The organism is Cupriavidus plantarum (genome assembly GCF_905397285.1).
GTDB classification, from domain to species: Bacteria; Pseudomonadota; Gammaproteobacteria; order Burkholderiales; family Burkholderiaceae; genus Cupriavidus; species Cupriavidus plantarum.
Genome location: NZ_CAJPUX010000004.1, coordinates 341,827 through 360,871, shown reverse-complemented (window position 1 = coordinate 360,871; position 19,045 = coordinate 341,827). Strand labels below are relative to the sequence as shown.

Annotated in this window: 20 protein-coding genes; 18 read left to right on the top strand and 2 right to left on the bottom strand. The window is 67.7% G+C overall.

Annotated features, from left to right (window positions below; all coding sequences use genetic code 11):
* Positions 1 to 18 precede the first annotated feature (18 nt).
* Positions 19 to 948 carry a LysR family transcriptional regulator gene (locus KHP16_RS19270; protein WP_115955769.1) on the top strand — a complete coding sequence of 310 codons (930 nt, stop codon included), beginning with the start codon at positions 19 to 21 and terminating at the stop codon, positions 946 to 948.
* Here the strand turns inward: KHP16_RS19270 and pcaD are convergent.
* Entirely contained in the window at positions 917 to 1,693 is a 777-nt protein-coding gene (gene pcaD / locus KHP16_RS19265) for a 3-oxoadipate enol-lactonase (protein WP_121493049.1), read from the bottom strand. The two genes, KHP16_RS19270 and pcaD, sit on opposite strands and share 32 nt — an antisense overlap.
* A gap of 227 nt (positions 1,694 to 1,920) precedes the next feature.
* On the opposite strand from pcaD, the gene KHP16_RS28640 reads away from it, so the two are divergent.
* Both KHP16_RS28640 and KHP16_RS28635 read left to right on the top strand, forming a co-directional pair.
* Positions 1,921 to 2,433 (top strand): hypothetical protein, encoded by a 513-nt coding sequence (locus KHP16_RS28640; protein ID WP_342344363.1) that lies wholly within the window; start codon positions 1,921 to 1,923, stop codon positions 2,431 to 2,433.
* Complete coding sequence (locus tag KHP16_RS28635) at positions 2,409 to 2,999, top strand: FUSC family protein (protein ID WP_310794135.1); 591 nt, start codon at positions 2,409 to 2,411, stop codon at positions 2,997 to 2,999. The genes KHP16_RS28640 and KHP16_RS28635 overlap by 25 nt, the downstream gene beginning before the upstream one ends.
* 30 nt (positions 3,000 to 3,029) lie before the next feature.
* Here KHP16_RS28635 and KHP16_RS19255 read toward each other — a convergent pair whose 3' ends face one another.
* A complete protein-coding gene (locus KHP16_RS19255) occupies positions 3,030 to 3,539 on the bottom strand; it encodes a MarR family winged helix-turn-helix transcriptional regulator (protein ID WP_109585387.1) in 510 nt (169 codons plus the stop codon).
* Between the two features lie 351 nt (positions 3,540 to 3,890).
* Between KHP16_RS19255 and KHP16_RS19250 the strand changes: the two genes are divergently transcribed.
* The 15 genes from KHP16_RS19250 to KHP16_RS19180 all read left to right on the top strand — a co-directional run bounded on the left by KHP16_RS19250 (position 3,891) and on the right by KHP16_RS19180 (position 18,937).
* Positions 3,891 to 6,293, top strand: coding sequence for a xanthine dehydrogenase family protein molybdopterin-binding subunit (locus KHP16_RS19250; RefSeq protein ID WP_109585388.1), 2,403 nt, complete (start codon positions 3,891 to 3,893; stop codon positions 6,291 to 6,293).
* On the top strand, positions 6,290 to 7,108 hold the full coding sequence (locus KHP16_RS19245) for an FAD binding domain-containing protein (RefSeq protein WP_109585389.1): 819 nt from the start codon (positions 6,290 to 6,292) through the stop codon (positions 7,106 to 7,108). The genes KHP16_RS19250 and KHP16_RS19245 overlap by 4 nt, the downstream gene beginning before the upstream one ends.
* Complete coding sequence (locus KHP16_RS19240; RefSeq protein WP_121493048.1) at positions 7,105 to 7,626, top strand: (2Fe-2S)-binding protein; 522 nt, start codon at positions 7,105 to 7,107, stop codon at positions 7,624 to 7,626. Before KHP16_RS19245 ends, KHP16_RS19240 begins: the two co-directional genes overlap by 4 nt.
* Positions 7,627 to 7,636: 10 nt before the next feature.
* On the top strand, positions 7,637 to 8,275 hold the full coding sequence (locus KHP16_RS19235) for an SRPBCC family protein (RefSeq protein WP_121493047.1): 639 nt from the start codon (positions 7,637 to 7,639) through the stop codon (positions 8,273 to 8,275).
* Positions 8,276 to 8,332: 57 nt separating this feature from the next.
* Positions 8,333 to 9,508 carry an ABC transporter substrate-binding protein gene (locus tag KHP16_RS19230; RefSeq protein ID WP_244214890.1) on the top strand — a complete coding sequence of 392 codons (1,176 nt, stop codon included), beginning with the start codon at positions 8,333 to 8,335 and terminating at the stop codon, positions 9,506 to 9,508.
* A gap of 37 nt (positions 9,509 to 9,545) precedes the next feature.
* On the top strand, positions 9,546 to 10,418 hold the full coding sequence (locus KHP16_RS19225) for a branched-chain amino acid ABC transporter permease (RefSeq protein WP_109585392.1): 873 nt from the start codon (positions 9,546 to 9,548) through the stop codon (positions 10,416 to 10,418).
* Entirely contained in the window at positions 10,415 to 11,467 is a 1,053-nt protein-coding gene (locus KHP16_RS19220) for a branched-chain amino acid ABC transporter permease (RefSeq protein ID WP_115955764.1), read from the top strand. Before KHP16_RS19225 ends, KHP16_RS19220 begins: the two co-directional genes overlap by 4 nt.
* Positions 11,464 to 12,246 carry an ABC transporter ATP-binding protein gene (locus KHP16_RS19215; protein ID WP_121493046.1) on the top strand — a complete coding sequence of 261 codons (783 nt, stop codon included), beginning with the start codon at positions 11,464 to 11,466 and terminating at the stop codon, positions 12,244 to 12,246. Before KHP16_RS19220 ends, KHP16_RS19215 begins: the two co-directional genes overlap by 4 nt.
* Entirely contained in the window at positions 12,233 to 12,937 is a 705-nt protein-coding gene (locus tag KHP16_RS19210; RefSeq protein ID WP_109585395.1) for an ABC transporter ATP-binding protein, read from the top strand. The genes KHP16_RS19215 and KHP16_RS19210 overlap by 14 nt, the downstream gene beginning before the upstream one ends.
* 48 nt (positions 12,938 to 12,985) lie before the next feature.
* Positions 12,986 to 14,251, top strand: coding sequence for an amidohydrolase/deacetylase family metallohydrolase (locus KHP16_RS19205; RefSeq protein ID WP_121493045.1), 1,266 nt, complete (start codon positions 12,986 to 12,988; stop codon positions 14,249 to 14,251).
* 20 nt (positions 14,252 to 14,271) lie between these two features.
* Complete coding sequence (locus tag KHP16_RS19200) at positions 14,272 to 15,396, top strand: oxamate carbamoyltransferase subunit AllG family protein (RefSeq protein WP_121493044.1); 1,125 nt, start codon at positions 14,272 to 14,274, stop codon at positions 15,394 to 15,396.
* Between the two features lie 170 nt (positions 15,397 to 15,566).
* Positions 15,567 to 16,487 carry a hypothetical protein gene (locus tag KHP16_RS19195; protein ID WP_121493043.1) on the top strand — a complete coding sequence of 307 codons (921 nt, stop codon included), beginning with the start codon at positions 15,567 to 15,569 and terminating at the stop codon, positions 16,485 to 16,487.
* 86 nt (positions 16,488 to 16,573) lie between these two features.
* The gene (locus KHP16_RS19190) at positions 16,574 to 16,882 is read left to right on the top strand and encodes an EF-hand domain-containing protein (protein WP_121493042.1); all 309 of its coding nucleotides are present in this window, start codon (positions 16,574 to 16,576) and stop codon (positions 16,880 to 16,882) included.
* Positions 16,883 to 16,913: 31 nt separating this feature from the next.
* Entirely contained in the window at positions 16,914 to 17,627 is a 714-nt protein-coding gene (locus tag KHP16_RS19185) for a response regulator (protein WP_121493041.1), read from the top strand.
* Positions 17,627 to 18,937 carry an ATP-binding protein gene (locus KHP16_RS19180; protein WP_121493040.1) on the top strand — a complete coding sequence of 437 codons (1,311 nt, stop codon included), beginning with the start codon at positions 17,627 to 17,629 and terminating at the stop codon, positions 18,935 to 18,937. Before KHP16_RS19185 ends, KHP16_RS19180 begins: the two co-directional genes overlap by 1 nt.
* The last annotated feature ends 108 nt before the right edge of the window (positions 18,938 to 19,045 follow it).

Genomic DNA, 19,045 nt, shown 5'->3' with positions numbered 1-19,045 from the left:
CAACAGGGGGAAGTGCCGATGAGACTGCGCCATATCGAGGTCATCAACGCCATTCGCGTCACCGGCACGCTCAGCGCGGCGGCCGAGCTGCTCAACCTGAGCCAGCCGGCCGTCACGCAGATCCTGCATAGCGCGGAGCGGCAGCTCGGCTACGTGCTGTTTCAGCGCGTGCGCGGACGCCTGGTTGCCACGCGCGAGGCGCTGCGGCTGTATCCGGAGATGGAGAAGCTCGACGCGCAGCTCGGCGCGATTCGCAAGCTGGCCGAGAACCTGCGGGGCGAGCGCTCGGACACGCTTCGCATCATCGCGGCGCCGGCTTTGGCGGAGACGCTCGTGGCGGATGCCGTCGCCGAGATGACGCTGCGCTATCCAAACGCCCACATCACCGTTCGCGCGATCTATTCCGACCAGGCGGCGACGGACCTCGCCTTGCTGGACGCGGACATCGGCATCCTGTTCCACAACGTGCCGCATCCGGCGGTCCGTGAGGAATTGCTCGCGATGAGCCGGCTCATGTGTATCGGCCCCCCCGGTGTCGTCCCGCCCGTCAACGCGATCGAACTCGCCTTCCTCGGGGAGCATCCTCTGATCGGCCCGGACCCGGAAGATCCGGTCGGCCGCCTGCTTGCACAGACCTGCCGTGATCTTGGTATTGACGTGACATCGAGCGTGCAGGCGCTGTCCTATCACTCGGTGATGGCGCTGGCGGCGCGCTGCGGGCGTGTGGGCATTGTCGAGGCGGCCACCGCGCTTGGTGCGGAAGCCATGGGATTGCGCGCCGTGCCGCTGATGCCTGATGTGCGGCTGCCCATTATTGCAGCCACCGCCCTGCAGGCCGAAGGCAATGTCCTCAGTCGCGACTTCCTCGATATCTGCCGGCGGGTATTCGTCGGACGGCTGGGACCGCCGCCCGCCGTTAGCGCAGAAAGTCCCGCAATGCCTGCGTGAAACGCGCCGGTTGCTCGAAGCTCGAGATGTGGGCGGCTGGCAACTCGACGTAGTGGGCGCCGGGGATCGCGTCGGCCAGCGCGCGGCCTTCCGCGGCGGTGGTGGAGGGGTCGTCGGTGCCGGCGATGACGAGGACCGGGACGCGGATGGAAGACACGGTGGCGCGGAAGTCCGCGTCGCGGACGGCGGCGCAGCTCGCGGCGTAGCCTTGCGGGTCGAGCGCGGCGAGTACCGCGCGCAGCGGTGCGATGGCATCCGCTTTGCTCGCGATGAAGTCGGGCTTGAACCAGCGCTGGACCGACGCATCCACCATGACGCCCATGCCGTCCTTCAGCACCGTTGCTATCCGCGTGTTCCAGCCGTCGGTGCCGCCGATCTTCGCGGCGGTGTTGGCCAGCACGATGTGGGAGAAGCGCTGCGGCGCATGAATACCGAGCCACTGCCCGGTGGTTCCGCCCATCGATAGTCCGCAGAACGCGGCGGTCTCGATCTTCAGCGCATCGAGGATGGCGATGACGTCGCGGCCGAGCGTGTCCACGCCGAATGGCTGCCCATCGAACGTCGAGCGGGCGTGGCCACGCGTGTCGTACCGAATTACGCGATACTCGCCGGCGAGCGCGTCGGCCTGCGGTTGCCACATGCTGTGATCGGTCCCGAGCGAGTTCGAGAACACGATGGCAGGCGCGTCGGCGGGGCCGTCGATGGTGTAGAACAGGCGGGCGCCGGCATGGTCGAAGTAGGGCACGCGAATCTCCGGGAAGCGGGGAAGGAAGGCACGATCATAGCGTCGCGGCGCGCGGGCGGCGCCAATACCCCTTCCAATACCCCTTCCAATACCCCTTCCAATACCCCTTCCAATACCCCTTCCAATACCCCTTCCAATACCCCTTCCAATGCCCCTTTCGGCGCGCATTGCATGCGCGCACGCGGCGGCGTTAAATAGCGGGAGCCTATCCTTCGCCGGAGGACCCTTTGCGCCGCGCCTTCGCTTCTCACGCCCAGCGTCTCGCGCGGCGGCTCGCCCGGTGGCTGGACCGCATCGACCCGGGCACCCATCGCCGGATCAAGGGGCTGCGGCTTGTCACGGCCTATGGCATCGCGGCGGCGCTCGGGGCGTTACACGATGTCACGACCGGTCTGCCCGATGCGGCACCGCTTGTCACGCTGGCCGCAGGCTTCGCGCTGTGGGCCAGCGTGTCGGAAGCTCGGACCACGCGGTTCGCGTCGGCGCGCGATCTCGTCGTGCTATGCATGGCCGCCGCGGCGGGCGCGATGGTCTACGCGCTCGTCTCGCCCTGGCTCGCCGCGCATCTGCGCGCCGGGGGCGAGTGGGTGTTGATCAGCGGCGCGTTCTTTGTGGGGTTCCTGCGGCGCTACGGCGTGCTGGGCACGGGCGTCGGCTCGCAACTTTATATCGGTCAGCTGCTTGGCTATACTCAGGCCTTGGGCCGCGCGATGCGATGGCGATTGTCGCGGCGATGCTGATCGCGATGCTCTCCGCCGTGGTGCCACGCATGCTGACCGGGCCCGCGGAACAGCCTGTGCCGGCGCCACCGCTCGCGCCGATCGTGCGGCCGCGATTTGGCTCGCCGGAGTTCGTCATGGGCGTGCAGGCCGCCACGGCCTCGTTGATCGTCGTCGCGCTGAACAGCGTGTTCGGATTGATCGAGTCTGCATGGGGCGTGACCGCGTGCGTGTATGTGGTGACGGGCACCGCGGCGGCGACGCTGGAGCGCGGGCGGCGGCGGATCGTCGGTACGCTCGTCGGCGTGCCGTTCGGCCTGATCTGCCTGCCGCTGGCCGCGCATCTGCCACTGCTGATCTGGTGCGCCGCGTCGTTCGCGATGATTGTGTATGCGATGGCGCTGCCCGAGCGCTATGACGTGGCCTGCGGCGCGTTCGCCTTCACGCTGGTGGTGACGCTGGCCGTCACCGGCGAGCATTCGCTTGCGGTCCTCGTTGCGCGCGCGTGGGAAACATTGCTTGGGGGCGTGCTGGGGATTGCGGCGGCAATGCTGATGTTTCCGCTGCGCGAGGCGAAGGAGACGTAAGGCCCCGGTGCCCCCGGTGCCCGCGGTGCCTCAGCTGCCGCGCAAGGGCGCGACGCCCGGGACATCGCTCGCCTCGACGATCCGGATCATCATCAGCATGAACAGGTCGCGCTCGGCGGGCGTCAGATGCTCGATCGTGCGCGCGTGCGCGCGCTCCACGGCCTCCTGCATGCGCTGAACCAGCGTGCGGCCCTTGCGTGCGAGACGCACGAGTTTGACGCGGCCGTCGAGCGGCGACTGCCGGCGCTCGATCAACCCGCGCGCTTCGAGCCGCGGCAACACCTCGGCCACCGTCGTGCGTTCGAGGCCGATTGCCATCGCCAGCGAATTTTGATCGAGTTCGCCTTGTTCCAGCAGCGCGGACATCAGGCTGTACTGGACCGGCGTGATGTTGAACTCGCTGGTCTCCTCCAGAAACAGACCACCGTGGATCTGATGCAGCCGCCGGATCAGGAATCCCGGGCGCGAGTAGAGCACCGAGCGCTGCTGGACGGCCGCAAGCTCGGCCTCGAGCAGGGGAAGGCTGTCTTCGCGAATCATGAAAAGTGGAACTGGATGGCCCATGGGCGATTTGGGGAGTATGCCACGTATTTCGACGCATCGCCGGATGCCTGGCTCCATGAAACGATCACCCGTAAAGCGTTTTGCCGCACCAACAACAATGGGGTATGCCCCATTTATGGGTGAAAACTCGGTTCAGACTGGTGCGCGCGGCGGCCCGGCGTCTCCAGTTATGGGGTATGGCACATAATTTTTTCGGCACGCTTTCCCAATCGAATCAACGGCTTGGGAGGGGTGTGGGAGGTGTGAGCTTGTCAGGTGGCACACGCGTTGCTTTATGCAGCGCACAGCCGGTAAAGCCGGCAACCACAACACGACGCCCCCAACCGCATGAACGCTCCAACCCCGAGGGAACATCTCGCGCCCACTGCCCGGCCACAGGGCATCGGCGAACGCGTGCCGCGCAAGGAAGACCAGCGGCTGCTGCTCGGCCGAGGCCAGTTCGTTGGCGACATCCGCATGCCGGACATGCTCGATGTCGCTTTCGTCCGGAGCCCCGTGGCCCATGCCCGGCTCGGCGCCATTCACAAGCCCGCCGGTATGGAAACGTTGGTGTACACAATGGCGGATTTGCAGGGCGTCGCGCCGATCCTCGCCGCGGCGGGTCTGCCGGGGTTCAAGCGTTCGGTACAGCATCCGCTGGCGAGCGACAAGGTGCGTCATGTGGGCGAGCTCGTGGCCGCCTGCATCGCCCCGACTCGGGCGCGCGCCGAAGATATCGCCGCGCAGGTAGAGGTCGACTACGACGAACTGCCTGTGCTCGCCGATATGGAGACCGCGGGCACCTCCGATTCGCGCGTGCATGACGCATGGAGCGACAACGTGTTTGTGGAGACGCGCATCGAGAAGGGCGGGGATGCGGCGTCGAAGCCGGACACCCGCCGCTACCATCGCCACCTCCGCACGGCACGGCAGTGCATGATGCCAATGGAAGGCCGCGCGGTGCTGTGCTGGTGGGACCATCGCCTCGACCAGCTGGTGATGTACACCGCCGCGCAGGTGCCGCACATCAACCGCACGGGCCTCGCGGAATGCCTCGGCCTGGACGAAGGCCAGGTGCGCGTGATTTCGCCGGACGTGGGCGGCGGCTTCGGCTACAAGGGCCTGCTGCTGCCCGAGGAAGTCTGCTGCGCCTGGCTCGCGCGCCATCTCGACCGTCCCGTGCGCTGGATCGAAGATCGCCGCGAGCAACTCAGCGCCAACGCCAACTGCCGCGAGCACGCCTATGACATCGCGATCGAGGTCGAGTCCGATGGCCGGCTCGTAAGCATCGAATGCGACGCGATGGTGGACTCCGGCGCGTACTCGCTCTACCCGTTCAGCGCATGCCTCGAAGCCTCGCAGGTGGCGTCGATCCTGCCGGGCCCGTACACGATGGATCGCTACACGTGCCGCTCGCGCGCGATGGCGACGAACAAGCCTGGCATCCTGCCATATCGCGGCGTCGCGCGTACCGGCGTTTGCTTCGCCATCGAACTGATGATGGACGCCGCCGCGCGGGACCTTGGCATCGAGCCGTATGAACTGCGCGCGCGCAGCCTCGTGCCGGCGAGCGCGATGCCCTTCGTCAATATCACCGGCAAGCTGTTCGACTCGGGCGACTATGCGGAGAGCATGACGCGCGCGGTCGCCGCGCTCGACTGGCAGCGCTGGCGCGCGCGGCAACGCGAATCTAATGCGGCGGGCCGGACGAAGCGCATCGGCCTCGGGCTGTCCGTCTACTGCGAGCAGGGCGCGCACGGCACGTCGGTCTATCACGGCTGGGGCATCCCGATGGTGCCGGGTCACGAGCAGTGCGCGGCGCGCATCACGCCCGATGGCGTCCTCGAACTCCGCCTTGGCGTGCATTCGCACGGGCAGGGTATGGAGACGTCGATGGCGCAGGTCGCGCACACGGTGCTCGGCATCGGGATCGACAAGGTGCGCGTCGTACATGGCGATACGGCCGTGTCGCCGTATTCGACCGGCACGTGGGGATCACGCTGCGCCGTGATGGCGGGCGGCGCGGTTGGCGCGGCATGCGATGTGCTCGCGCAGCGCCTCATCGGCATCGCCGCGGGCGTACTCGGCAAGCCGGCGGCGTCGCTGCAACTGATCGATGGCGTGGTGAAGGAACCGGGACAGTCCGGCGGCATGACGCTCGCCGAGATCGCCTACACGTGGTACCGCGCGCCGCAGAAGGTGCCGGCCGGTGTCGATCCGGGCGGGCTTGAAGTGGTCACGGGCTACAAGACACAGCCCGATACGGGCACGTTCAGCTACGCCACGCATGCCTGCGCGGTGGAAGTCGATACGGCCACCGGCAAGGTGACGCTGCTCGACTACGCGATCTGCGAAGACGGCGGCGTGCTGCTGAACCCGCTGATCGTCGACGGCCAGATCATCGGTGGCCTCGCGCAGGGCATCGGCACGGCGCTCTACGAAGAGATGCCTTTCGATACGGAAGGCCAGCCGCTGGCCTCGACCATGGCCGACTACCTGTTGCCCGGCGCCGGCGAAATGCCGCCGCTCAAGCTTCTGCATATGGAAACGCCGAGCCCCCACAGCAAGTACGGGCAGAAAGGCCTGGGCGAAGGCGGTGCGATCGCGCCACCGGCCGCGATCATCAACGCCGTGAACGACGCGCTGCACGCGCTTGGCGCGGAACTGACGCAATGTCCGGCGAGCCCGGAGCGTGTGCTCGCCGCGCTGGCTGAAGCAAACCGCGGGAACGTTGGGGAGGGCGCGCAATGAAGGCGGTCGCCTATCGCATCGAACGTGGCGTCTCGATCGACGCCACCACGCGCGCGCTGCGCGAGGCGGGTTGGGGTGGCAAGGCCATCGCAGGCGGGCAGTCGCTGGGCGCCATGCTGAACCTGCGCCTGGCGCAACCGGAGGTGCTGGCCGATCTCGACGGCATCGACGCCTTGCGCGCGGTGCGTGAGGACGCTGACGCCATCACCTTCGGCGCCATGTGCACGCACGCGGCATTCGAAGATGGCAAGCTGCCCGATCCGACGCGGGGCCTCATGCCTGCCGTGGCACGCGGCATCGCCTATCGCGCCGTGCGCAACCGCGGCACGATCGGCGGCAGCCTGTGCCACGCCGATCCAGCCGCCGACTGGGTCAGCACGATGCCGCTGGTCGGCGCGACGCTGCGCCTCGAAGGTCCCGATGGCGTGCGTACGCTGCCTGCCGCCGAATTCATGCTGGCCGCGTTCGAGACCCAGCTGGCCGAAGGCGAACTGCTGACGGCGATTACCGTACCCCGCTTGTCCGCGCAGGCGCAATGGTCCTACCGCAAGTTCTGCCGCAAGACCGGTGAGTTTGCGCATGCGCTGGTCTGCGCGCTGCGGGACCCCGCGCGCGGCGTGGAACGCCTCGTGATCGGCGCGCTCGACGGCGCTCCACGCGTGTTCGAAGGCGAGGGGCTGATTGCCTCGCTGGCCGACGCTTCCCAACGCACGGCGTGGCTCGCGGAAGCCGGCATCGACGTCGATCCCGCGCGCACCACCCAGCTCGCCGAAATGCTGCGGCTGGCTGTCATGGATATGGAGACTCCGCGATGAGCGCCCCAGAACTGATTTTCCCCGAGGCCCACACCACGCGAATCGACCTCGACGTGAACGGCCGCCACTACGCGCTCGAGCTCGAGGACCGCACGCATCTTGCCGATGCGCTGCGCGACCACTGCGGCCTGACCGCCACGCATATCGGCTGCGAGCACGGTGTTTGCGGCGCCTGCACGGTCGAGGTGGATGGCATGCCGCAGCGGTCGTGCCTGCAATCGGCGGTGCGTTTCGTCGGCAAGCGCGTTCGTACGCTCGAAGCCTTCGATGACGACGCCGTGATGGCGCAGCTGCGCGCGGCGTTCACGGCGGAACACGCACTGCAATGCGGGTATTGCACGCCCGGCATGCTGATGACCGCGCGCGACATCGTGCTGCGTCTGCCGGACGCGGACGAGGCGCGTATCCAGGAAGAGCTGGCGGGCAATCTGTGCCGCTGTACGGGGTACATCGGCATCGTGCGCGCGATCCAGCGCGTTCTGCGCGAGCGTCGTGCCCAATCCGAACTGGCTGCCTGAGGAGCGCTGCATGGAAATCGAACAACGTTTCACGCTGGCCACCGCGCCCGACGCGGTATGGCAGGCGTTTCAGGACGTGCGTCTGCTGGTCAACTGCCTTCCCGGCGCGTCGATTCCGGACGATGCCACGGTCGATGGCAACAAGGTGCCGCTGCTGTTTCAGGTCAAGCTCGGCCCGATCGCCGCGCGCTTCAAGGGACAGGGGGAACTGGAACAGGATGCCGCCGCGCGCAAGGGGTCGTTCAGCGGGGCGGCCGTCGATGGCAAGACGCAGAGCCGCGTCAAGGGTGTGGCACGGTTTGCGCTGCAGCCTGCCGGCGCGGGCACGGAAGTCGTGGTGGCCGTGGACTATGCGGTTACCGGCGCGCTTGCGCAGTTCAGCCGCGAGGGCATCGTCCGCGCGCTTGCCGAGCAACTGACGCGTGAGTTCGCGGCGAACCTGCAGGCGGCGTTGCCGGCGGATGAGCCCACTGTCGAGCCCACCGACGGGCCCACCGCCGACGCCGTAACGGCCGACCCGACGCCCATCGCGGCCCAGTCCGCAACGCGGCCAGCCACATCGGCGCCGGCCCCTGCCGCCTCCATCGACCTGTGGAGCGTCTTCAAGGCCTGGCTGCGCCAATGGTGGCGCGGACGCAAGAACGCCTGAGCCGCAAGTCTTTCGCAGTCCCCATCGTCCTGTCTCATCTCGAACAAGGAGATCCCCATGTGGATCCGCAGCAAGCGTAGCGCCCCCCTTCGTCATGCCGCCATGGTGGCCGCCTGCGCCCTCGCGTACGGCGCGCCATACGCCAGCGCTCAGGAAACCATAAAGATCGGCGTCACGGAGCCGCTGACCGGCGCGGTGGCCGCGTCGGGCACCTACGTGACCAACGGCGCGCGCATCGCGGCCGACGTCATCAACAGCCGCGGCGGTGTGCTTGGCCGCAAGATCGAACTCGTCATCGAGGACAACAAGTCGAACCCGCGCGAGGCGGTGAACTCGGCCGAGAAGCTGATCCTCAAGGACAAGGTGCCCGTGCTGATGGGCGCATGGAGCTCGACGTTCACGCTCGCCGTCATGCCGAAGCTCGTCGAGTACGGCGTGCCGATGGTCGTGGAAACTGCGTCGTCGACGAAGATCACCACCGCCGGTAACCCGTGGATCTTCCGCACGAGCCCGACGTCGGCGATGGAAGCCGCCGCGTTCGCGAAGCACCTGTCGTCGTTCAACCCCGCCATCAAGAAGGTGGACTTCCTGTCGGTCAACAACGACTGGGGCCTCGGCGCCGCCGCCGAGTTCCGCAAGGCGTTCGAGAGCAAGGGGATCGCCGTGGGCCGCACGGAAACGATGGCGCCCGACGCCACCGATCTGTCGGCGCAGCTGGCCTCGCTCAAGAGCACCGGCGCGGACACGCTGATCGTCACGTCCGGCATCGAACAGCTGACGCTGGCCATCCGCCAGGCGGCGGAGCAGCGCCTGCCGCAACGGATCATCACGACGGGCGGCTCGTTCCCCGAGCCGCTGCTGAAGACGCCGGGACCGAAGGGCTACGCGAGCCAGCACCTGCTGTTCTTCGCGCCCTGGGCCGTCGAGCGTGCCCAGTATCCGGAGGTGGCGAAGGACTTTGTCGCGGGCTGGAACGCGCGCAAGCTGGACTTCGCGGGCCAGACCGAAGGCTTCCGTGGCTATGACGCGATCCTGACCATTGCCGAAGCGATTCGCGTGGCCGGCAAGGCAGAGCCCGCCGCGATCCGCGACGCGCTGTGGAAGGTCAAGCTCAAGGGCGTGAACGGCGACATCGCGTTCATCAAGGAAGGCCCGGCGGGCAAGGAAAGCGGCCAGGCCGAGCCGAACATCTATGTGGTCGAGCTCAAGGACGGCGCGGTCTCGGTGAAGTAACACCGCACCGCAGCCGCCCACGGACAGGGGAAACACAGTGGAATCGTTCCTGCAGCATGCGCTGAACGGACTCGTGCTCGGGGCGACCTATGCGTTGCTGGGGATCGGCCTCACGCTGATCTTCGGCATCATGCGGGTCGTCAACTTCGCGCACGGCGAGCTCTATGCGCTCGGCGCCTATATCGCCTACGCGGTGGTATCGGTGCTCGGCCTCAACTTCTTCGGCTCGCTGATCCTCGCGGCCGTGGGCGGCTTTGCCGTCGGCGCGCTGATCGAGTACGTGCTGCTGCGGCGGCGCAACCTCGCCGCGATGGACGAGATCATGCTCATCATGATCGGCGTGATGATCGTGATGCAGAACGGTGAACTGCTGCTCTGGGGCGGGGTTGCCAAGGCGGTGCCCTCGCCGTTCTCGCAGGAGCCGCTGGTATTCGGTCTGGTCTCGGTCTCGCCGATCCGCCTGTTCGTGCTATGCACGGCCGTCGTGCTGCTCGGCCTGTTCTACCTGCTGATCGAGCGCACACGGCTGGGCCTGGCGATGCGCGCGACGTTCCAGGATCGCGACGCGGCTGAAATCGTCGGCGTCAAGGTGCCGTACATGTACACGCTGACCTTCGCGCTCGGCTCGTCGCTCGCGGCGGTGGCCGGCGCGCTGCTGGCACCCGTGTTCGTCGTCAACCCGACGATGGGCGACCTTGCCAGCCTGAAGGCCTTCGCGATCGTCATCCTCGGCGGCCTCGGCAACCTGCCGGGCGCCGCGCTGGGCGGCTTCACGCTGGGCCTCGTCGAGGAGTTCGGCGCGGGCTACGTGTCAACCGCCTATCGCGATGCCATCGGCTTTCTCGTCATCCTCATCGTCATGATCGTGCGGCCGCAGGGCCTCTTTTCCACCAAGGAGCGTGTGGGATGACCATCGCAAGATTCACGCCCCTCGCCTGTGTGGCGGCCCTCGCGCTGCTGCCGGTGCTGTGGCCGGACCCCTACGTGTTGTCGGTGATGGCCTCGTGCGGCATCTTCATCGTCGCGGCTATCAGCCTCAACCTGCTGCTTGGCTACACGGGGCAATTGAGCCTCGGCCACGTGGCATTCTTCGGCATCGGCGCCTATACCAGCGCGCTGCTGTCGCTGGGCTTCGACGTGACGTTCGTCGGCTTCGATGCGCCGTTCGTCGTGGCCCCCAAGCCCGTCTGGCTGGCATTCCTCGCGGGCATCGCGATGGCAAGCCTGTCTGGCTGGCTCGTCGGCAAGCTGGCGTTCCGCGTGCGCGGCGCCTACTTCGTCATCGTGACGATCAGTTTCGCGCAGGTCATGCGCATGGTCGCGCTTAACTGGGTCGACTTGACGGAAGGCCCGATGGCGCTCAACAACATTCCGGCGCTCACGATGTGGGTGCCCGGCCAGGGCGTGATCGATCTCACGTCGAAGGCCGCGCGCTACTGGCTCGTGCTGGCGGCGGGCACGATCGCATGGTTCACCGTGGCGGCGATCGTGCGCAGCCGCGTGGGCCGCGCGATGGTCGCGCTGCGCGAGAACGAAACGCTTGCGCGGTCCATCGGCATCGAGGCCTCGCGCTATCTGCGCATCGCCACGCTGGTATCGGCTGGCATCGCCGGCGCGGCGGGCGGACTCTACGCGCATACGGTGCAGATCATCGATCCGGACGTCTTCATGTTCATGTTCACGATCACGATGGTGATCATGGTGATCGCTGGCGGCAAGGGCACGCTGGCCGGCCCTGTCGTCGGCGGGCTGATCTTCGGCCTGATGCCGGAAGCGCTGCGCGGCGTGATGGCGCCCGAGATGCAATGGATGCTGTACGGCACGCTGATGATCGTGATCCTGATCGTGCTGCCGCGCGGCATCGTGCCGGCCTTCGCGAAGCTGCGCCGCCGCGCGCGGCCGACGGCGGTGACCTCGCCGATCGCCATGGCGGTGCCGGCGAAGGGAGACGAAGCATGAGCGCAGCCGTATTGACCCTGGGCGGCGTGACGATGGACATCGCCGGCCTCAAGGCGATGGACACCGTGAGCTTCGATGTGGAAGAGGGCCAGATCGTCAGCCTGATCGGGCCGAATGGCGCGGGCAAGACCACCACGTTCAACGCGATCTCGGGGTATATGCGCCCCACGGCGGGAGAGATCCGCGTGTTCGGCCGCAATGTGGTCGGACTGCCGCCCGAGAAGATTGCCGAACTCGGCCTCGTCCGCAGTTTCCAGCGCACGAACGTATTTCCGGGCTGCACGGTCTTCGACAATGTGCTGACCGCGCTGCATCTGCAGGGCCGCTCGGGACTGTGGCAGGCACTGACGCGCGGCCGCCGTGTCCGGGAAGAGGAGCGCGCGCTGCATTCCCGCGCGGAGGAATTGCTCGGTTTCGTCGGGCTGGAGCATCGTGCCGAAGAACTGGCATCGAGCCTCGCCTACGGCGAACAGCGCCTGCTCGGCGTGGCGATCGCGCTGGCCGCGCGGCCGCGCATCCTGTTGCTCGACGAGCCGGCGGCAGGCCTCAATCCCTCGGAGACCGATGCGTTCAAGACGATGGTCCGGCGCATCCGCGACAGCGGCATCACGGTGCTGCTGGTGGAGCACGACATGCACATGGTGATGTCGATCTCCGACCATATCGTCGTGCTCAATCACGGCAAGCGTATTGCGACCGGCAAGCCGGCGGACATTCAGCAGGACCCGGAAGTCATCCGGGCCTATCTCGGATCGGGGCTCAAACGTGCTCAAGGTTGAACAGATTTCGGTACGGTACGGCCCGGCCGTCGGCGTCGAGCGCGTCTCCATCGAAGTACGCGAAGGGGAGCTCGTCACGCTGATCGGTGCCAACGGGGCGGGCAAGTCGACCACGCTGCGCGCGATCAGCGGCCTCGAGCCGCTCGTGCATGGCCGCATCACGTTCGATGGCCACCAGATCTCGGGCGCATCGGCGGCCGCTGTCATCGAGCGCGGTGTCGCGCACTGCCCGGAAGGGCGGCGCGTGTTTCCGCAACTGACGGTGGCGGAGAACCTCGAGATGGGCGCGTATCGCCGCATCGACCGCAACCGCGTGCGGCAGGATCGCGAACGCATGCTCGATCGTTTCCCGCGCCTGCGTGAACGGCTGAAGCAGGCCGCCGGAACGCTGTCCGGCGGCGAGCAGCAGATGCTGGCCATTGCGCGTGCGCTGATGGCGCGGCCGCGGCTCGTGATGTTCGATGAGCCGTCTCTGGGCCTCGCCCCCAACTTCGTCGAGATGATCTTCGAACTGATCCTCGAAGTGCGCCGCGAAGGCACGACCGTGCTGATGGTCGAGCAGAACGCCTACGCGGCGCTGGAGATGTGCGACCGCGCGTATCTGCTCGAGAACGGGCGCGTGGTCAACGAAGGGCCGGCCGACAAGATGCTGGCGGACCCGAATATTCGTCGCGCGTATCTGGGCGGCTAGCGTGCGGTCTCGTACCGCACGTCAATCGAAACTTCACACTGACCTCACATGACAAAGAAGCTCCTGAAAGGCGGACGGGTAATCGACCCCTCCAGCCAGCGCGATGGCGTATTCGATGTGCTGATCGACGGCACGACCGTCGCGGCGATCGGCGCGGACCTTGCCGCGCAGGCTGGCGACGCGGAGGTGATCGACTGCCGCGGCAAGCTCGTGCTGCCCGGCCTCATCGACACACATGCACACGTGTATGAAGGCGTCACGGGCCGCTTCGGCCTCAACGCCGACATGTGCGGCGTGCATTCCGGCGTGACCACGCTCGTCGATCAGGGCGGTCCGAGCTGCATCACGCTGCCCGGCTTCCGGCAATACGTTGCAAAGCCCTCGCATACGCGCGTGCTGGCGTTTCTGTCCGCGTATCTGGTGGGCGGACTCGAAGGCCACTACTATCCGGAGCTCTACCGGCCCGAATGCCTCGACGTCGATGCGACCGTCAAATCCGCGCGCAGCAATGGCGACATCGTGCGCGGTCTCAAGGCGCACGCGGAGATCGGCGGCTTTGCGCGATGGGGTGTCGACGTGATGCGCATCGCCACGCGTATCGGCCGCGAGGCGGACCTGCCGGTGTATATCCACTTCGGCCAGCTGTGGCCGAAGCCCGAAGACGGCGGCCGCGCGGTGAATCCGGATTCGATCTTCAACCAGGTCGTGGAGATGCTCAAGCCCGGCGACATCCTGGCTCATCCGTTCAGCCGCCACCCGGGCGGTTTCGTCGAGATCGACGGCAAGATCCATCCGCTGGTGCCGGAAGCGATTGCGCGCGGCCTCAAGATCGACGTCGGCCACGGCTCGCACTTCAGCTTCAAGACCGCCCGCATCGTGCTCGATGCGGGCGTCATTCCCGACACGCTCGGCGCGGACATGCACGGGTACAACACGTCGGTGCCGGCCCCACCGGGAACGCCCGACTTCCATCCGGACGAGGAAGACCATTTGTTCAAAGGCAACGCGCGCTTCGGTCTGGTCTCGGCGATGACAAGCATGATCGCGCTGGGCCTGCCGCTCGAACACGTGGTGGCGATGGTCACGCGCAACGCCGCGCAAATGATCGGCATGGAAGGCGAACTCGGCGTGCTCAAGGTGGGTGGCGTGGCGGACGTGAGCGTTATCGACGACGCGCGTGGCCGCTGGGTGATGCGCGACAACGAAGGCACCGAGGTCGTGACCGACCGCTGGCTGTCGCCGAGCTTCTGCCTGCGCGCGGGCGAGCGCTTCGACGCGCAGTCTCCGATTCTGCCGCTCGCGCAGGCTGCCTGACGCCACGAGGAGCCGCACGCATGACCACCACGCCTACTCTCGCCAATGCCGAACGTGCGCCCGATGCCGCGGCGCTCGCGCGTCCCTACGCCGGCGCGCTGTGGCAGGGGGTCAGACGCCGCGACGCGGTGCTGCCCGATCTGCCGCCCAGCGTGCTGCTGCATGCGGGGCCGCCGTTTGCCAGCGTCGATGCCGTGCCCGCACCGGTTCGCCATGCGGCCGTCCAGGCGATGCTGTTCGAGGGTCTCGCCGCCGATGCCGCGGCGGCGATCGCACTGCTGGACGCGGCTAAGGTCACGCTGATGCCCGCTCAGGACCATGGCGTGGCGACGCCGCTCGCACAGGTCGTATCCGGCTCGATGCCCCTCGCGGTCGTCGGCGACGGCGCGTCGGTGGCGTACGCGCCGCTGATCGAGGGGCCTCCGCCCGCGCTGCGCTTCGGCACCCGCGATGCCGGTGCGCGCGCCCGTCTGGAAACTGTCTCCGCATATGGCCTCGATATCCTCGACGGCTGGCTGCGCGTCCACGCGGTCGCGATGATGCCGCTGATCGCCGAAGCGCTGGCCCACGGCGACGATTGTCATGGCCGCACCGTGGCGGCCAATGCCGCGCTGGTCACCGCGCTGGCGGGATTGCCGGCGGAGGCGCTGGCGGCGGTCGGGGCGAATGCGGGCTTCGTGCTGCCGATCCTGATGGCGACCGCTTGCTGGCATCTGGGCCGTCAGCCGCGAGGCATCGCGGCGGCGGGCGGCAATGGCGTGGACTTCGGCATGCGCCTGCATGGCGACACCGCATGGCGAACCGTGCCGGCCTCGCCCCCCGTCGGCATTCGGCTGCCTGCGCACGACTCGACCGTGGCACTCGGCGCGATCGGCGACAGCGCGGTCATCGACTTCGGCGGACTGGGCGGGCAGGCGCTGATGCTCTCGCCCGCGTTGCGCGCGGATTGGGAGCGCTGGCTGCCGGCGGACCTCTCGTCGCGCCGCGCATGCGTGACCGATGCGATCTCGGGCATCGTCGATGCGGGTCGCGTGCGCGAGACAGCGTGCGTGCCGATCGTCAATCTTGCGATCCTCGATGATGCCGGAGATGCGGGACTCATCGGGCGAGGCTTCTATCAGCCGCCCATCGGCCTCTTCGGTTAGGCGGTAGCCGGGCGCATCGGGCAATTGATGTCGCCCGATGTCATGGCGTTGGCGTGTAACACCGTGACATGTCTTTCGGGTTTGGATCGCGCGGACCGACTTCTATAGTTCGTCCCGTCACCGGCACCGCACCCCTGCGGCGGTGCAGATCCGAACCGAAAGGAGTTCACATGAAATCGCTCACGCTCATCTCCGCCGCCGCGACGCTCATCATCGCCAGCACGCCGGCGTTCGCCAGCTGGACCGGTCACGGCACCGCCTACACTCCGCGTGGCACCTACAACGGCGCGCATGCCGTCTCGTGCGGCGGCGGCACCTGCAATCACGCCGGCGGCGCCATCGGCCCGTACGGCGGCATCGGCACCAACACAGGTTCGGTCACGCGCACCGCGCCCGGCCAGTTCTCGAACAGCGGGACCGCCACCGGTCCTGACGGCCGTCAGGTGCAGCACGATGGCTCGACCAGCTGCGCCGGCGGCACGTGCGCGCACACCGGCGACCTCACCGGGTCCGACGGCCGCTCGGCCACCACCTCGGGTAGCGTGACGCGCGAAGGCCCGGGCCAGTACAGCTCGACCGGCTCCGTCACCACCGGCAATGGCAACACCTATGACCACTCGGCCGCGACCAGTTGCGCCGGCAACACCTGCTATCGCGGCGGCACCATGAGCGGAAGCAATGGCGGCACGGTGTACCACGGCGGCAGTGCCACGCAGGTGTCGGGCGGCGTGGTGACCACCGGCGGGGGCACGACGGTCGTGCATGGCGGCGTCGTGACGGCCGGCAGCAGCACGACGGCCGTGGTGGCGACCGGCGGCGTGACGACGGCCGGGGCGACGGTAGCCGTCGCCCCGGCCCCAGCGGTGGTGGTACCGCCGCCGCCCGCGGTAACGCCATACGTGCTGCCTCCGGTCACGGTCTACGCGCCCGCGCCGCCGAAGCCGCCGGTGTATGTGGCGCCCGCGCCGAAGGTTGTCTACGTGGCGCCCTACGTGGCCCCTTACGTGGCCCCACCCGCGCCGCCGCGCGTGGCGGTCTATGTCCCCGGTCACTGGATCGGCCGCGTCTGGGTGCCCGCGCACTGGGCGTGAAGCCCCACGCAGTGTCCTGACCTAAGTTGGTTTCAACCGGCCGGCGCTGGCGATCTCATCGTGTCGGCCAACCCACGGAGTTCATCATGAATCGGATGATTGCAGCACTTTTCTTGTGTATCGTTTCGGCAGGTGCCTATGCACAGGCCAGCCCGGCGCCGGGGACCACACCCGATGCGCCCCACGCGGCCCGCATGGCGCGCGCCGAGCAGCAGTTGCAGTCGCGCTTCGCCAACGCGAACACGACCCGCGACGGCAAGCTCACGCGGGAGCAGGCCGCTACCGGCATGCCGATGGTCGCGCGGCACTTCGACGAGATCGACACGCAGCGCGCGGGCTATATCACGCTGCCGCAGATCGAGGCGTTCATGGCGAAGCAGATGATGAGTCGATAGTCATCGCGGACACGACGCAGGGGAGACGCGCATGGATCAGGCGAACAGGATCATGGTGCTCGACGACGAGGCCGAGCTGCGCAACATGTTGCAGCGCTTCCTGACGGGCCACGGATTCACCGTACGGACCGTCGCCGACGGCAAGCAGCTGGACCGTTACCTGCAACGCGAGCCTTACGACCTCCTCGTGCTGGACCTGATGATGGAGCCAGAGGACGGACTATCGGTGTGTCGCAGGCTCCGCGCGGAAGGCCAGACGCTCCCCATACTCATGCTCACGGCCAAGGGCGATCCCGTCGACCGCGTGCTCGGCCTCGAGACCGGCGCCGACGATTACCTCGCCAAGCCGTTCCTTCCCGACGAACTGGTGGCGCGCATCCGCGCGCTGCTGCGCCGCCAGAAGATGGCCGCCGGCGATCCCACCGTGACCTCGCAGACGCTGCGCTTCGGCGAATTCGAGTTCGACGTCGGCAAGCAGACGCTGCGGCGTGGCGGCGAGCCCGTTGAGATGCATTCGGCGCAGATGCTGCTGCTGCATGCGCTCGGCTCCTCGCCGAACCGCCCGGTCAGCCGCGACAACCTGCTCGCGCGGGCGCGCGGCCGTGACCATAACGCGCTCGATCGCAGCATCGACGTACAGATTCTGCGGCTGCGGCAGATCATCGAGGAAGACCCGTCCAAGCCCCGCTTCGTCAAGACGGTGTGGGGCGTCGGCTACATGCTGGTGGCCGGCGTGGAGGCATGATGCGGCTGCTGCCGCGTTCGCTGCTCGCGCGCAATATCGCGCTGCTGGTCGCGCTGGTGGCGTTCACGCAGGCCTGCTCGTTGACGGTGCTTCTGCACTTCGTGCAGCGCCCACGCATCGAGCGCGCCGCCACGATCTTCGCCGATTACGTGAGGACGCTCGACACCGTGCTGGTGTCGATGCCCCGCGATGCCGGGCTCGATGTGGCGGCACGGCTCAACGCGCAGACCCAGGTGCCGGGCGAAACCGCGCCGCATGGGCAGGGGCTGGCACACTTCTTCGGCACCTGGCAGCGCGAGACCTTCGTGCGCGCGCTGCGCGCGCAGCTACCGCCCGATATGCCCGTGCGATGGCAGAGCGGCGAGATCGAACGGCTCTGGATTCGCCTGCATGTGGCCGGAGAGCCGCGCTGGGTCTCCCTGCCGATGACGGCGGACGCACAGGCCAGCGGCATCACCACCACGCTGTTCCTCTCGCTCGGACTCGCCTTGCTGGCGGCGCTCACGGGCCTGCTGCTGCAGCGTTACCTGAACCGCCCGCTCCAGACGCTGGCCAGCGCCGCGCGCGAGCTGAGTGCCGGCCGCACGCCGCCGCCTCAACCGACGGACGGGCCCACCGAGATCGCGCAGGTGAGCCATGCCTTCAACCAGATGCTGCAATCGCTGCAACAGGCCGAGGCGACGCGCGCGCTGATGCTCGCGGGCATTTCGCACGACATCCGCACGCCGCTCACCAAGCTGCGGCTGGCCATGGCCATGTCGCTGCCGCGCGGCGCCGGCGATGGCTTCGTGTCGTCGGCCGAGGGCTATCTCGACCAGATCGACACGATCCTTCAGCAATTCATGGACTACGCGGGTAGCGGGGAACGGGAGGCGCCGGAACCGGGCGACCTCAATGCACTCATCGGGCAGCTCGCGTCGGACTTCGCGGGGCTCGGCCATGACTTCGATCTCACGCTCGGTGATCTGCCGCCGGTCCCGTTCCGGCCAATCAGCATGATGCGGCTGCTGATGAACCTGATGCAGAACGCCATCGTCTACGGCAAGACCGGCTTCGCGGTACGCTCGTGGCGCGAGGACGGCATCGCCTACGTGGCCGTCGGCGATCGCGGCAGCGGCATCTCGCCGGAGGCGCTGGAGCGGCTCAAGGAGCCGTTCAGCCGTGGCGATAACGCGCGCACGCAGACGAAAGGCACAGGACTGGGCCTGGCGATCGTCGATCGCATCGCGCGTCTGCACGGTGGCACGCTCCGCTTTCGCGCGCGCGAAGGCGGCGGCATGGAGGCCGTGGTGGCGCTGCCCGCGCCCTGATGTTGGCGTGACATTTCTCGACATAACTGATGCCTGGATAGTCGGGCGCATGTTTTCCATACTGGGTCCCAAGCCAACGACGTCGCGGCCACCGCAGCGTCCCGACAG

Coding starts and splice junctions, on each gene's coding strand:
- KHP16_RS19270 (WP_115955769.1), top strand. CDS start 19: ATGAGACTGCGCCATATCGAGGTCATCAACGCCATTCGCGTCACCGGC.
- KHP16_RS28635 (WP_310794135.1), top strand. CDS start 2,409: ATGGCGATTGTCGCGGCGATGCTGATCGCGATGCTCTCCGCCGTGGTG.
- KHP16_RS19255 (WP_109585387.1), bottom strand. CDS start 3,539: ATGATTCGCGAAGACAGCCTTCCCCTGCTCGAGGCCGAGCTTGCGGCC.
- KHP16_RS19250 (WP_109585388.1), top strand. CDS start 3,891: ATGAACGCTCCAACCCCGAGGGAACATCTCGCGCCCACTGCCCGGCCA.
- KHP16_RS19245 (WP_109585389.1), top strand. CDS start 6,290: ATGAAGGCGGTCGCCTATCGCATCGAACGTGGCGTCTCGATCGACGCC.
- KHP16_RS19240 (WP_121493048.1), top strand. CDS start 7,105: ATGAGCGCCCCAGAACTGATTTTCCCCGAGGCCCACACCACGCGAATC.
- KHP16_RS19235 (WP_121493047.1), top strand. CDS start 7,637: ATGGAAATCGAACAACGTTTCACGCTGGCCACCGCGCCCGACGCGGTA.
- KHP16_RS19230 (WP_244214890.1), top strand. CDS start 8,333: ATGTGGATCCGCAGCAAGCGTAGCGCCCCCCTTCGTCATGCCGCCATG.
- KHP16_RS19220 (WP_115955764.1), top strand. CDS start 10,415: ATGACCATCGCAAGATTCACGCCCCTCGCCTGTGTGGCGGCCCTCGCG.
- KHP16_RS19215 (WP_121493046.1), top strand. CDS start 11,464: ATGAGCGCAGCCGTATTGACCCTGGGCGGCGTGACGATGGACATCGCC.
- KHP16_RS19205 (WP_121493045.1), top strand. CDS start 12,986: ATGACAAAGAAGCTCCTGAAAGGCGGACGGGTAATCGACCCCTCCAGC.
- KHP16_RS19200 (WP_121493044.1), top strand. CDS start 14,272: ATGACCACCACGCCTACTCTCGCCAATGCCGAACGTGCGCCCGATGCC.
- KHP16_RS19195 (WP_121493043.1), top strand. CDS start 15,567: ATGAAATCGCTCACGCTCATCTCCGCCGCCGCGACGCTCATCATCGCC.
- KHP16_RS19190 (WP_121493042.1), top strand. CDS start 16,574: ATGAATCGGATGATTGCAGCACTTTTCTTGTGTATCGTTTCGGCAGGT.
- KHP16_RS19185 (WP_121493041.1), top strand. CDS start 16,914: ATGGATCAGGCGAACAGGATCATGGTGCTCGACGACGAGGCCGAGCTG.
- KHP16_RS19180 (WP_121493040.1), top strand. CDS start 17,627: ATGCGGCTGCTGCCGCGTTCGCTGCTCGCGCGCAATATCGCGCTGCTG.